Origin of the sequence: Exiguobacterium sp. s127, from assembly GCF_018618695.1 — a bacterium.
In the GTDB taxonomy this organism is placed as follows: domain Bacteria; phylum Bacillota; class Bacilli; order Exiguobacteriales; family Exiguobacteriaceae; genus Exiguobacterium_A; species Exiguobacterium_A oxidotolerans.
Genome location: NZ_JACSMO010000001.1, coordinates 1 through 13480, shown reverse-complemented (window position 1 = coordinate 13480; position 13480 = coordinate 1). Strand labels below are relative to the sequence as shown.

Here is a 13480-nt window from a genome sequence, read left to right as displayed (position 1 = left end):
CGATTGACGGACCTTCTAAAAGCTTATTTATCCCTTACTCGTCGTTGGTATTATTAACGGGTGTTCCGAATTTAAAAAAAATTGCCCGAAAAACGCATTGCTTCTCGTGACTCCTACGGGAAAAGCGCGTTTCGCGCTGTCAGAGGCAGGCGAGACCCTGCTCCTTGTTCGTCAGAGTCAAGGAGCAACGGCTTGCGCCTCGCCCGAGGAAAGCACGAGAAGAAACATGCGTTTACATTAGCTATAAACTACAACTGTCTATACGCTAAAAAGGCTGCTTACAGACTCTCACGTATCTTTATAACGATGCTTGTCCAGAAACGACATACGTTTTCTTTTTCGCATTGTAATCGAGTATGACGAGTTTTTTTGTTTTCGTTGCCGTCTGGAAGACGTACGTTTTCGACTTACCTTTAATCGCAAGACCTAACTCGAGTTCTTGTTTCGTTTGAACAGACGTTAAATCAATCGTATCAAGACCCGTCCACTCCCCAAGACCTTTTCCGGATAAAAGCGCATCGAGTTGTTTTTCTGTCATCCCCGTTTTGATTTTCGCACCCTTCGCGAGCTTCATCTTGCTTTCCCGTGCACCTGACGTTGTCGTCCCGCGATACAAATCGAGCGATTTTGAAGTCAGCCGGTAGACGGAATCATTTTTCTTCGTCATGAACATCAACGTCGTCATCGCGGATGGGAAGTCTGCTTTTCTATCGTAGATGCTGTAGAGTGTCGTCTTTTGTCCTTGTGACGTGCTCGTCGCCTCTGCCTTTTGTTTCAAGACCGTCGAACTGCCCTTTTTCGTCAATTGCTTTTTGTAGTCTTTCCCGTAAATGACTTTTGCCGCCTGGGCAATCGTCATCCCTGGTGTCAATGCATTGTATTGTGTCGTCGCCTTCGTTTCCGTTGTCGTTGCCGCTTCAGCTGTTCCGGCAATCAATGTCGAACCGGCGATCAATGTGGCGAGTGTCAGTTTAGCAAATGTTGTTTTCATGAATCTGTCCCACTTTCTGTTTAAGTTGTTTTTATTTGATATAGCGTACGGCTTTATCGGCATCAAGTCGTCCGTATCCGTACGCTTTGTCATAACCGGTCTTCCCGAGGTCCTGGGCTGATTTTTTTAGAACCGACTCGACTTCGGTTGCTTTGAGCGTCGGCTTCAGGCTGTAGAGGAGACTTGCGACACCGGCGACATGCGGTGCTGCCATCGATGTCCCGCTCCAAAAGGCCGATTCGCCGTCACTGAGGTAACTCGGAATGTCTTGCCCCGGTGCGACGAGGTCAAGTCCGTCGCCATAATTCGAGAATGTCGACCGGCGATCAAACCGATTCGTCGAACCGACCGACAAGGCATACTTCGACCGTGCCGGATACGACAGGCGGTTCGTCCCGTCATTTCCCGTCGCGACGACGACGAGGACACCTTGTTTCTTCGCATAGGCGAGAGCATCTTCAATCGCGAGTGACGAGAAACCGCCACCGAGACTCATATTGATGACCTTGGCTTTTTTCTTGACGGCATAGATGATGCCTTTCGCGATGTTCGAGTTCGAGCCCGTATTGTTCGACGCGATGACTTTAATCGGAATGATCGATGCCTTGGCGTTGATGCCCGACATCCCATACGTATTGTTGCTGTTCGCTGCAATGATTGCTGCGACATGCGTGCCGTGACCATGGTCGTCGATGGCAAGCTTCCGTTTATGGACAAAGTCATAACCGAGATCCATCCGGACCCGTCCTGCGAAATCGGCATAGGTCGGATTGATGCCCGTATCGATGACGGCGACGCGCGTCGTCGTTAAGTTTTTTCCGGCAATCCGTCGTTTCATCGCCTCAAAGTTGATGTCGGCTCCCTTGACGCCGCCGCGTTGCCCGGTATTGTTCAGCGACCACTGGTATTTCTTGAACGGGTCCACTCCGAGTCCCTGCATCTGTCCGTCAAGTTCGACGTAGGTGACGTCCGCTGACTTCGCAAGTTTCGCCTTCGCCGCAAGCGCTTGATAGACGGACGAATACGTGAACTTCTCCATCTTTAGTCCTGCATCAATCGTCTCACTGGCGATTGCCTTCGTATTGCGCGACAACTGCGCATGGTCACTATCCGCCGTGCGCATCTTGACGATCAAGCTCGTCGATTGTCCCGTCGCTTTTTTCTTCGCGACGACATCACGCATCGGTTGCAAGCGTTCGAGTTTGAACGGGACCGTGAACGAAGTGTTTTTACGTCCATTGACTTCGATGTATTGCCGCCCTTTCCAACTCAGTGGGAAGAATAATGATTCACCGCTCACTGCGTCATAGCGTTCGTAGACCAGTTGTTTCAAGTAATCACTTTGCGTTTCGTAGACCGTGACGTCTTCTGTCTCGTCCGCTGCGAATTTGATATGTGTTCCTTCATTAACATAGTTCGCTGAGTCGAAATAAAATAACGCTTTTCCGTTTTGGTCGAACGTTCCTTTCAAGTACCCTTTATGCGTTTTCGCACCCGGCGTCGGCATTTTTTTCGCGCCCGTGCCCGCCGCTTCTGTATGTACCGGTAGTCCACTTGCAAGCAGTCCGACAATCGTCAGACTGAGTAACCATTTTTGCATCTCTTCACTCCTTTATTTAGGATCTCCCTCACGTATAATTATAATGGAAAATTTTATAAAATCTATTTATTTTTCTAGCTTATTCTCGCTTTTTTTACATCTATTTGAATATTATTTTGTGCTTTACTAAAAGATTATTGTCTAACTTGATTCAACAAATAAAAGAACCCTCAATCCATTTCTGAATTGAGGGTCCGTGTCGTGATTAGTTTAATCCGAGAAGAACTGCTTTCTCGTAACCACCAGTCAAGACAGAGTTGTCATACGACTGAAGATCTTTGTTGACTGTGATGACGTTCGACAATGTTTTGATCGTCCCTGCTGGAACTTTGATTTTCACGATGTCGAGTCCGTTTGATACGTTGTTATCCGAGTCAGCAAGCGAGATGCTCGTGCCGACCGGAAGGGCTTTTCCATTGAAGATGTATTGCGCCGTGCTCGTCGCATCATACATACCTGCGTACTGGACGCCTTCAGAGAACTTGATGCGGATGACGTCTTTTTCATCCTTCGCGTTCGCTGTCACTTTTTCGATTTCGAATGGTGAAGCGACCGGTGTGACAGGTGTTTTCATGAGTTTGAAGTCATGTGTCGCTGTCGCAACTGTGTTACCGACATCATCTGAAAGTGATTTAACGACGACTTTCCAGTCTTCGCCGTACCCTTTCATGTCGACGAGATACTGGAGACTCTCGTTCGCTTTAACACGGAAGTTCTTATCTGTTGTATCTGTATATCCGACAACCGAACCGTCGACTGTGACGATTTTGCCGTCTTTGTTTTTCCCGATGAATTCAACCGTCGTCTTCGGCGGGTTGACTAAGCCGTCAGCATTTTCGAGTGGTGTATCTGCTTGATCTTTCCCAAGCAATTTCACCGGCTCACTCATCATGACGTGGAAGTCTGTTGACATCATCACACGATCGATTGCTGTGATTTCAGCACTCTTCACATCCGGAGTGTTGAGTGGCGATCCGTCATAGTTCAAGTCGAGTGCAAGGGCATCGTTTTTCTCACCGTTCGCTTCTGCCTGGATCGCACCTTTTTCGAGCGTGATTTTGAACTTATCGTTGTAGTAGTTCTCTTTCGTATTGACGGTATCGTAGATGACTGTCCAGTCTTGTTTCATCTCGACAACCGCTTCGCCAGTCATTGCATCATACGATGTCACTTCAGCATATTCGCTGATGTCTTCGTATTTTTTAGATGTTGAGTTGTAGCGTTCGAGCTTCATTTTCGAACCATACAGAGCTTCGATGTCTGCTTTTTTCAGGTTCTTGCTGAACATGACGCGGAACTGCTCAGGCGACTCGACGACGACGCCAGCTGTCGGTTTGACTGTATCTGCTGCGACTGTGAAGTCGAGGTTTTGTGTCGTACCGATGTTCATTTCATCCGAACGCGCTGCGAAGTCCATCGTATCCCATACTTGAAGTGAATGTTTGCCGGCTGCGAAGTAGCCTTCTTTCACTCCTGGGTAGTTGTCGTTCAACATGATTTTGACTGTATCGCGACGATCGACACCCATTTTGTTATCGAAGCCGTAAGGAATGACAGTGAAGTACTTACCACCATACTGGCCATCGATTTTAAAGTTCGCTGTATCGATTGCTTCAGAGAATTTCACTTCGAGTTGGTTCAAGCCAATTGCTTTGACAGACGTTACTTCAGCAGGACGTGCATCCGTCAACTTGAAGCTTGCTTTTGATTTCACTTCTGTATCCGTGTTACTCGTGATTTTCGCTACCACTTTAACAACTGCGTTGTCTTGAAGTGGTGTTTCTTTATCAAGAATCAATTCGAACGCTTTTGGATTCGAAGGAATCGCTTTGACGCCGATGACATTTTTCATACCATCGAATTGTTCGATTTGAATGTTGTCGTTCGCCATATACTCTTCTTCATGAAGCGAAGGACGGACTTTATCGAGTCCGAACGATTTGAGGAGTAACTCACGCGAGACGGCTTTATCAAGGAAGATCGTGATGCGATCTGCTTGGTTCGATTCCGCTGCGAGCATGTTGATCATTTCGATCGGAGCCGGCGTGACGGCAATCGTGCTGAACTTGACTTTCGCTTCACCAGAAATCTTACCGATGAGGTTTTTGTAGTCGCCGTTCGCTGTTTCGATGATTTCCGCGCTGATCATCGCATCGAGGTCCGTGTTGCTGAACTCAGATGTGAGGATGACCGTTGCTTTCCCGTCCTGAATCGTCACACGTTCTTTTGAAAGTGCACCGAACGACGTTGATAATTTAAGAACGATGTCGTCTGCGTTCATGTCGACTTCACCTGTCGCTTTGTTCTTGAGTAAGAACGTCACTTCCGTGTTGTCGCCACCGTTCGCAACGATTGTCGATGCTTTTGGTGAGACTTCAAGCATCCAGATGTTTTCAACACCTTGTGTCATGAAGCTCATTGAACCGAGGTCACGCGCGACGCCACCGATCATGATGTTTTTCGCATCGACCGTGTAGTCTTTATCATACTCAAGACCTGATACTTCAAGAACTGCTGATTTCTTGTCAGCACTGAGTGTCGCTGAAGTAACCGTTCCACCTGCGATTTTGAAGTTGTCGGCTGAGACACCATCAACGGCACGTGAGAAGGAGACTTCGACTTTCTCTTTGCCCATTGCTTTAGCAGATGTCAACATCGTCTTCGCGACTGTGAATTCCATTGCCGGAGACTTCATATCACCGACTTTAACGACGTAACTGTGTGTCCCTTCAGGAATACCAGATTGGGAAGCCATGAATTTACCGTCTTTGAGCATCCCTTTCGCGACGATTGGTGTCGCTGACATGTCTTTACCAGGGTAAATCATGAGTTCTGCCATCGCGTCAGCTGAAGCATACATGACGTCCGCTTTAACAGAAAGTGTCTGATCATCAACGCTTCCCATGACGTTCGAGATGTCGGCCGCTTTGACTTCATACTTGATTGAACCGGTTACGACTGAGTTTGCCCCTTTGTACGTATAGGCGATTTTATAGTTACCCGGTTTAGAAGTATCCGGTGTTTTGATGTTGAATTTACTGATTGGACGCTTGACGATGATCCCTGATTTGTAGCGGATGCTGATCGTGCTCGGAAGCACGACTTTTTCGCCAACAGCGACTGGTGCGAGTTCTGGTTCGAGGACGTCGACTGGATAGTTTTGAAGTTCGACTTTGAGGATGGCTTTTTTCGTCGTTCCGGCGACTTTACCGTAAAGGACTTGATATTTGTTGATGTATTTTTTCTCGAACTTGATTGAACCGCTCCATTTGACAGAGCGCATTTCGTATTTACCGTTTGAAAGTTTGACTTTGACTTTCGTCGGTAAGACTAATTTCTTAGTCGCATACTTCGAACCACCTGCATGCTTCATCAAGATGGGAGAGATGTATTTAACAGAGACCTTCGAAGCTGCGTCAGCAGCAACCGGTGCGACGACAGATGCCGTGACTGCGAGGGCAGCGGCAGCAGCGTACAATTTGTTCGATTTTTTCGTGTGAGCCATTTTTACGATTCCTCCTCTTATCTTTCAATACCAAATGTGACAACCCCAACTAGATAACCTACATTTTAAGTAAAATATTTCAATATATTTACTTAAAAACACGCAGTAATTCTCTATTCTTCTTTGGAGGAGTACGTTCTGTTTCACACGTCGACCTTCGCCTAACGTCGAGGCGATCGTCAGTGATTCATATGTATCCAGTTCGGGATGAACAAGAGAAAACTGTTGAAATTCCTTTATTCAAACAATTCCCCGTGCTGTAGGTCCGTGCTCCTTCTCACTGCTTAATATACGTGAGTAAGTAAGCTACAGGTCAAATATACAAAACTCAGAATCAGAGGACAATAGGTTTTATGTAAAAAAAAGGGGAATAGTAGTAACATGATAAATATATTAATAGGTTGTATATGGAAATTAAAAATCTGAACTCCCCTAAATTTGAAAACGCTTACAAAATTAAAAAACAACACTCTCCCTGGTCAAATAATTAGCGAGGGTCACAGACGAAGATGAACCTTTAAACGTAGCCACGCTCAAGCTGGTTTTCAGAGCACGAGCGTGACCGGCTTTTGTCTCAATCTCGTCCGTACTACATCCGCTTCCGGTTTCTGACGTCCATCGCCTCCAAAAAATCCGTCCGATCGAACTGATGTCGCGAATCCGCCATGACTTCAATCCGTTCACCGACTCGTCGGAGCTGAATCGGTAAGCCACGCCCGATCCAGTCCAGTTGCCGCTGCAACAAATGACGCGCCCGCTTCGTCTTTCGTTCCGCTTCGACGAACTGACGGATGTATTGCAAGACGTATCCGAATCCAAACTCGATCGGAATCCGGAGCTCGACGCCGTCGTCCGTCACCCGAATCAACCCTGCGCCGTAATGAATCGCCCGCGACCACTCCTCGTCGACATGCTGCTCCCACCCGTTCATCAACGGTACGGTCTCAAGCTTTCCTTTAGGTCCACTCGGTTGCACCGTGAAATACTCAATTTTCATCATCCGTCTCCTCCACAAAAAAAATAGGATGAACCCACTGATGGATTCACCCTATATAACAGGTCAGTTAGATGGATTGTTCGAAAATGTGTGGTGCGGTCGCCCGATGCCTTCATACTGGACGCCACCCGGTGCCTCGAGATGTTGCCAGCAGTTCCGTCCGTCAATCAAACGCGGCGTCTGCATGTGTTCCTGCAAGAGTTGCGGTGAGACGTACTTGATGTCATCCCATTCCGTCATGATGACGGCGACGTCCGCTCCCGCTACTGCTTCAGCCATCGTCGTTTTTTGGTCGAGCAGGGTCTTCGCTGCCGGGTCATAGCCTGTCACCTTCACCCCAAGCTGTTGCAGGCGTTCGGCCAATCGTAACGCCGGTGCGTCCCGTAAATCATCCGTGCCCGGTTTAAAGGCAAGTCCGAGCAGGGCGACATGCATGTCACGCTCGGGACGAATCTTTTCGAGCACGTATGCGAGCTGGGCTTCATTCGTCCGGTCCGCTGCTTCGATGACGTGAAGGTGCGTATCATGTGTGCGTGCAAGTGTCGTCAAGGCTTTGATGTCTTTCGGGAAACAGGATCCGCCGTAGCCGGCCCCTGCCCGGAGAAAGGCTGGACCAATCCGTGGATCAAGACCGATCCCGTGGGCGATGTCGTCGACGTTCGCCCCGACCTGGTCGGCAAGCCGGGCGATTTCATTGATGAAGCTGATTTTGACGGCCAGGAAACTATTCGCCGCGTACTTCGTCAATTCGGCTGTCGTCGGATCGACATGGACGACCGGTGCGTCCGTCGTCTTGAGTAATTCCTCGAGCCGGGGCGCAAGTAGCGCGTCACGCGTCCCGATGACAATCCGGCTCGGTTGACGCATATCGGCGAGTGCCGTTCCTTCCCGCAAAAATTCCGGGACCATCGCGAAGCGGAGGGACGGATGCTCCGCACTTAACCGCTCCGTCGTCCCCGGAGGAACGGTCGATTTCAAGACGACCGATGCGCCGGGACTGATCGATTCAATCAACCGGACGACGGCTTCGACGGCTGAAAGATCGCAACTGCCATCCGCCCGTTCCGGAGTACCGACGGCGACGAGGTAGAGGTCCGAGACGGGGTACTCCGTCGTGAAGGTCAATCGACTTTGATTTATCGTCAAGGCTTCGTCAATGCCATACTCCGTAATCGGCGCGATGCCCCGTTTGAGCTGTTCCATCCGTTCTTTATTCAAATCGACACATGTCACTTCATGTCCCGTGTCCGCTAGTCCAATCGCTGTCACAAGACCGACATAACCGGTCCCAATCACCGTCAAATGCATACAATCACTTCCTTCGTTAGTTTCTCTGTCTTCACTATACGGGAGGACGAAAGATTTGTGCATCGAAAAAGCTTTTCGAATACGCTATACTAGTCATGGGAATGGGAGGAATGTCCGTGGCGATTATCATCTTTTGCCTCGTCTGTCTCTTCGCATATCGTATCCGGAAGCTTCCTGAAGCGATCCGGACGATCTTACTCATCCTCGGGTTATTCAGTGGATGGTTCGCGCTGTTTGAGATCATCAGTTATCTAGAAGCCAATCCGTATCTAGCCGCGATTCCGATCACACTCGGACTCGGGTATTGGTACTGGCGCCGTAAGAAAAAACAAAACACAACGACACCGCCATCTTCCTCATGATGGACTAGCCTGCCGACAAAGCTCACGAGCTCGTGAACTTTGTCTTTTTTTCGTCAAAAAAAGACTACCTCATGCGTAGAAGGTAGTCTTTCCTGGTTATAAACCGTTCGCTTTATGCTCGAGTGCGGCGATTTTTTCGTCAACATCCAGCAATTTCAGTTCATGTTCAAGCTCAAGGCGACGTTTTTTACGTTTGAGCTGACTGATTTGTTCAGCAATTGATTCAGCCGTCGCTTCCTGTTTTGGTGGCACCGACTCGCTTTGCGTCTGATCCATCGATTGACGGAGTGGGTCGAACAAGTTCGATTTCGCAAACTTCGCTGCTTCCGGACCAAACATGTCATTGATGATCGGGAGGATTTTATTCATCGCCGTTCCCGGGATTTGTGACTTTTCATCGACCAGTCGTTTCAGCGCCAGTTCATCGACCAAGTAACCTTTTCCATCCTGTTCCGCATGCAGTTCGCCTGTCCGGATCCAGCGACGGACCGTCTCTTCCGATACACGTAACAATTCACTGATTTGTTTCGTCGTTAGCATCGTCATCCCTCTTTCTGTTCATTTGATACTACAACTATACACACGTGTGTGCGTGTGTGTCAACCGATACACACATGAAAAAGCCTTCCGAACATAATCGTTCAGAAGGCCTTCATTTTATCCGTTTTGGCGTAAGAGAAACCACAGTCCGACAACTGCAAGTCCGGCACCTGTCGCAGCAAATGGGAATGGTGTTTCTTCCCCTGCTTGCGGCAACGTTCCAGACATTTTGGTCGAACGGGTCACGTCCGGCGTCTGCTCCGTTTTCGCTTTGACCGGCGTCGGTTTCGCTTGTTCGACCGGTTCAGCACGGACGACTTCAGCCGCCAAGAAAAAGCCGAGCGTTTCTTCCGTCATCGTAAAGGTGGCTTCGACCGGCTTTCGTTTGAACAACTTCATGAATTCCTCGAGCTCCGGGAATTCTTCGTCGAGTTCTTCGCCCTGATCTTCAGCCATCGCTTTCATGTCCGCTTTCGTGATGGCACCTGAAAAATCTTCGAAGTCAAGCAACGCATCTAAATCCAAATGATGCATCGCTTTTACAAGATACCCTGATTTCACTTCTGTTTTAACCGAGTACGTCCCCGGTTCGAGTTCAATCATCATCGCTTCATTCGCACCGACTGTTTCTTTGTAGACGTCTTCTCCCGTAATCGTGTCCGTCACCGTATACGTCGCAGGCACGCCTGTTTCTGTATAGCCCGGTCGTTGATTCGCATCCGCGTCAAAGAAGTTTGTGACGAGCAAAAGGTTTGAGAAGTCTTCTTCTTCCTCACCGCCATACAGCCCTGCATCAATCTCTGCCGTTTGACCGGCTTTCAGCCTTAAATAAAGGTAACCGTCCTCTTCATCTAAATCCGAATCGATCAGTCGATCGTCACCGACGTTTTGAGGCGAGTTGTAGTAATACCCCATGTCAAATCCGTCCATCTCGACGTCGTACTCACCCGGCTTCAGGTTCGAGAACGTGTAGCGGCCTTCCTTCGTATACACTTCCTCGACGACATCTTCATCATGATTCAACAGCAATACAGGAATATCATCGAGTAACAACTCGCCACTTTGACGAATCCCGTCCATGTTCTCGTCATACCAGACGGTTCCACTGATTGTTCCCGTTGTTGCTTTGACAGGCTTTTCTTTTGTTGGTTCTTCTTTAGTCGGCTCTTCTTTTGTTGGCTCTTCTTTTGTTGGCTCTTCTTTTACTGGTTCTTCAGTCGCAGGATCGACTTGTGGCTCTTCTGTTGTCGGCTCTTCCGTTACCGGCTCTTCCGCCGTCGGTTTTTCTGCTGCCGGCTCTTCTGTCACGACACGTCCGAACTCGACGAGAATGTTCTTCGATTGATCGACCGCAACGATATTGATCGTCGGTGCCGTTTCAGCCGTGAACGTCACGACCGGTGTTTTCGCGATATCGATGTTTTTCCCCGTCACTTCGCCTTCGAAGACGAGCATCATTTCTGATTCGAGATCGACGAGTCCTTCCCCTGTGAAGGTCAGGGTGTACGGATTCGTCCCCGTTCCCGTGACGTCCCAACTCACCGGTGCTGCTTGTACCGGAAGAATGACACTAAAGCTCAGTACCAGTGCAATAAGATACATGCTAAGTTTTCGCATTATGTAAGTATTCGCTCCATTCTAAAAATATGTTCTGCCTAAATTTTAAACAATACAGGAAAAATAAACCACCTAAAACTTTAAATTGCATTATCTTTTTTCAAAAAAAGAGACTGCCCCTTCCCTTCAGGAAGAAAGCAGTCCCGTTCACTCGACGTTTAGACGAGTCGCTCGCAAGCTGTCGCGCATGCTTCACACGCTTCAGCACATTTTTGACAATGGTCATGATCATGTCCGGCACATTCTTTCGCACACGCACGACAGATCTCGATACAGGCTTTCGCGAGTACAGATAGGTTCGAACTGTTTCGAGCAATCGCTTGACTGAGCAGACCACATATATCGGCACAATCCCGATCGAGTCGGATACAGCCCGTCATATGCGCGACGTGTTCCTCATTCAAACAGGCATCGAAGCACGCGTTGCAGGCCATGATGCAAGCATTCAGTTCTGTTAAGACAGCTTGATGGTTTTCAGACATCATCCAAGTCCTCCCTATACGTATAGTAGGTACTACTCTTATTTAGTTTCCCTAACATCTTCATCACAAACATCAAAAAAGAAGCATGCGAGAACCGGGGAATCCAAAGTGGCTCTCGTATGCTTCTCATTTGGTTTAACGGACGATTTCGAGCGGAATCTCAATGCCACGCCCGGCTCCCGCATCAATAATCAACACAGGGAGTCGTTCTTCATCAAAGATATCCTCTTCAATCGTCGTATCTGCCGTATAGGTCCGAACTTCGCCCATCTTCTTCGCTTCGAACGAGACGAACGGGAACGGAATCGATTGATTGGCGACATCGAGTCGGATGTCGACTTGTTGATCGTCAAGACGAATGTCATTCGCCGTTCGAATCGTCAAGCGCATCCGGTCCTTTTCCGTCAAGGAGACTTGAGCGGAAATGTTTTCCGTTTGTCCGGCACGTTTGACAGGATCAATGAAGACCGTCGGGGAAGCCGTCTTCACCACGTCAGCACGCTGACAACCCGGAATGATGAGTAAGGATATGGCAAGGGGGATCAACCAGCGTTTCATCAGCAGGTCACTTAATCGCGAAAGTTAGTTCAGCAGTACAGGCGACTTCCCCATCGACCGTAGCTGTAGCACGCCCTTTACCGATCGGTCCACGCAGTTTCGTCAATTCGACTTCCAGTCGGAGCTGATCACCGGGTACGACTTGACGTTTGAAACGGCAATTTTCAATACCTGCGAAAAATGCGAGTTTTCCTTGGTTTTGTTCCATTTTCAGTACAGCGAATGCACCGACTTGCGCTAACGCCTCGACGATCAGTACGCCAGGCATGACATTGTAATCCGGAAAATGGCCATTGAAGAATTCTTCATTCGCCGTGACGTTCTTGATGCCAACCGCTCGTTTACCTTCTTCGACTTCAAGAATCCGGTCAACGAGTAAAAACGGGTAACGGTGCGGAATCACTTCTTTTATCTGTTCAATCGTATACATATCTACAGCTCCAATCACTGATTAATCTAAGCCTTCATCCAAAAATCGGTGATGCGGGTCCACGTATCGAGCTTCAATACATCCATCGCTTCGCCACCACCAAACGTCGCGTATCCAACCATCGCGCCTACGACGAGTGCAATCACGACGAGAACCAATACTATCAGTAATCGTACAAGAATCGGTACACGACGAGAGGAATACTCGCGAAGACGTTTACGCTGCTTCTGCTCCGGGTTTTCTTGATGTTCCTGATTCGGCTCTTTTTGATGCCGTTTCAGACGTTCACGTGTCGGTTGACCCGTTCCTGCTTGGTTTTGTACCATCTTGATCACCTTTCATTGAGTCAGTCTAAAGAACAGTATAGCACATTAGTACCTGGTATTAAATAGTTCCGATTTAGCTACAAGTTTGCTCTTTTTCCAAGTGTAACATGAGGAATCAAACAACATATAAAAAAATTTCGCATTGTGTATATAAGGAAAGAAAAAACACTTCCCCATATTTTTCGATATTCTTTCACAAATTTTAAATCCAATTCATATCCTTGCGCGTAAGCTACACAGAACGGCAAACAGAACGACTACTGAAACGCATCAAAATTACGTTTTAAGATTTTTTCAACTTTTTAAAACTTTTTTAAATCCAAATGCCTCACTCCTTCGTAGGCTTTTCAGAAGGATGAAACAGAAACTACCAAAACTACTAAAAATTGAGAGGAATGATTACAGATGAAACATACTAAAAAATTCGCAGCATCAGCAATGGCAGCAGCACTCGTATTACCAGGAACGGCGGCATTCGCATCAGGCGGCGCATCGGACGACACGATGATGCATGAGGACAAAGCAAAAAACGTCACGGTCAAAACGAAAGCAGCAGATCTTCGTGCGACACTCGACCAATTGCTTTCTGAGCACTTCGTGCTTGCTGTCATGGACATGAAAAAACAATATGACGGTTCAAAAGATGCTGAGTATTATGAAGCGGCACTCAAACAGAACGCACTCGACATGACACCGGCAATCGCTTCAGTCTATGGCGACGAAGGCGCGAAACAATTCGAAAAAATCTTCGTCGATCACAACAA

Annotated in this window: 12 protein-coding genes and 1 pseudogene; 2 read left to right on the top strand and 11 right to left on the bottom strand. The window is 48.0% G+C overall.

The genetic code is table 11. From position 1 onward, the window contains the following. Window positions 1–298: 298 nt before the first annotated feature. The 5 genes from KNP98_RS00065 to KNP98_RS00045 all read right to left on the bottom strand — a co-directional run bounded on the left by KNP98_RS00065 (window position 299) and on the right by KNP98_RS00045 (window position 8401). Window positions 299–991, bottom strand: coding sequence for a hypothetical protein (locus tag KNP98_RS00065; RefSeq protein ID WP_214810506.1), 693 nt, complete (start codon window positions 989–991; stop codon window positions 299–301). A gap of 31 nt (window positions 992–1022) precedes the next feature. Then, a complete protein-coding gene (locus KNP98_RS00060; RefSeq protein WP_214769040.1) occupies window positions 1023–2591 on the bottom strand; it encodes a S8 family peptidase in 1569 nt (522 codons plus the stop codon). Window positions 2592–2796: 205 nt separating this feature from the next. Further along, window positions 2797–6096, bottom strand: a complete 3300-nt coding sequence (locus tag KNP98_RS00055; protein ID WP_214810505.1) for a hypothetical protein — start codon at window positions 6094–6096, stop codon at window positions 2797–2799. Between the two features lie 589 nt (window positions 6097–6685). Beyond that, a complete protein-coding gene (locus KNP98_RS00050) occupies window positions 6686–7096 on the bottom strand; it encodes a hypothetical protein (RefSeq protein WP_251135115.1) in 411 nt (136 codons plus the stop codon). A gap of 60 nt (window positions 7097–7156) precedes the next feature. Then, window positions 7157–8401 carry a UDP-glucose dehydrogenase family protein gene (locus tag KNP98_RS00045; protein WP_214810504.1) on the bottom strand — a complete coding sequence of 415 codons (1245 nt, stop codon included), beginning with the start codon at window positions 8399–8401 and terminating at the stop codon, window positions 7157–7159. 110 nt (window positions 8402–8511) lie between these two features. Here KNP98_RS00045 and KNP98_RS00040 point away from each other — a divergent pair, with 110 nt between their 5' ends. After that, complete coding sequence (locus KNP98_RS00040; RefSeq protein ID WP_251132049.1) at window positions 8512–8763, top strand: hypothetical protein; 252 nt, start codon at window positions 8512–8514, stop codon at window positions 8761–8763. Window positions 8764–8859: 96 nt separating this feature from the next. Here the strand turns inward: KNP98_RS00040 and KNP98_RS00035 are convergent, their stop codons facing one another. The 6 genes from KNP98_RS00035 to KNP98_RS00010 all read right to left on the bottom strand — a co-directional run bounded on the left by KNP98_RS00035 (window position 8860) and on the right by KNP98_RS00010 (window position 12716). Then, on the bottom strand, window positions 8860–9303 hold the full coding sequence (locus KNP98_RS00035; protein ID WP_088837940.1) for a helix-turn-helix domain-containing protein: 444 nt from the start codon (window positions 9301–9303) through the stop codon (window positions 8860–8862). 117 nt (window positions 9304–9420) lie between these two features. Then, window positions 9421–10920, bottom strand: coding sequence for an SdrD B-like domain-containing protein (locus tag KNP98_RS00030; protein WP_214810503.1), 1500 nt, complete (start codon window positions 10918–10920; stop codon window positions 9421–9423). 158 nt (window positions 10921–11078) lie between these two features. Next, on the bottom strand, window positions 11079–11405 hold the full coding sequence (locus KNP98_RS00025) for a four-helix bundle copper-binding protein (protein WP_214810501.1): 327 nt from the start codon (window positions 11403–11405) through the stop codon (window positions 11079–11081). 132 nt (window positions 11406–11537) lie between these two features. Then, complete coding sequence (locus KNP98_RS00020; RefSeq protein ID WP_088837943.1) at window positions 11538–11960, bottom strand: hypothetical protein; 423 nt, start codon at window positions 11958–11960, stop codon at window positions 11538–11540. Between the two features lie 7 nt (window positions 11961–11967). Then, complete coding sequence (fabZ, locus tag KNP98_RS00015) at window positions 11968–12390, bottom strand: 3-hydroxyacyl-ACP dehydratase FabZ (protein ID WP_012371522.1); 423 nt, start codon at window positions 12388–12390, stop codon at window positions 11968–11970. Between the two features lie 26 nt (window positions 12391–12416). After that, window positions 12417–12716 carry a DNA-directed RNA polymerase subunit beta gene (locus KNP98_RS00010; RefSeq protein ID WP_029331713.1) on the bottom strand — a complete coding sequence of 100 codons (300 nt, stop codon included), beginning with the start codon at window positions 12714–12716 and terminating at the stop codon, window positions 12417–12419. 405 nt (window positions 12717–13121) lie between these two features. Here KNP98_RS00010 and KNP98_RS00005 point away from each other — a divergent pair. After that, a pseudogene (locus tag KNP98_RS00005) lies at window positions 13122–13480 on the top strand (copper amine oxidase); the annotation flags it as partial.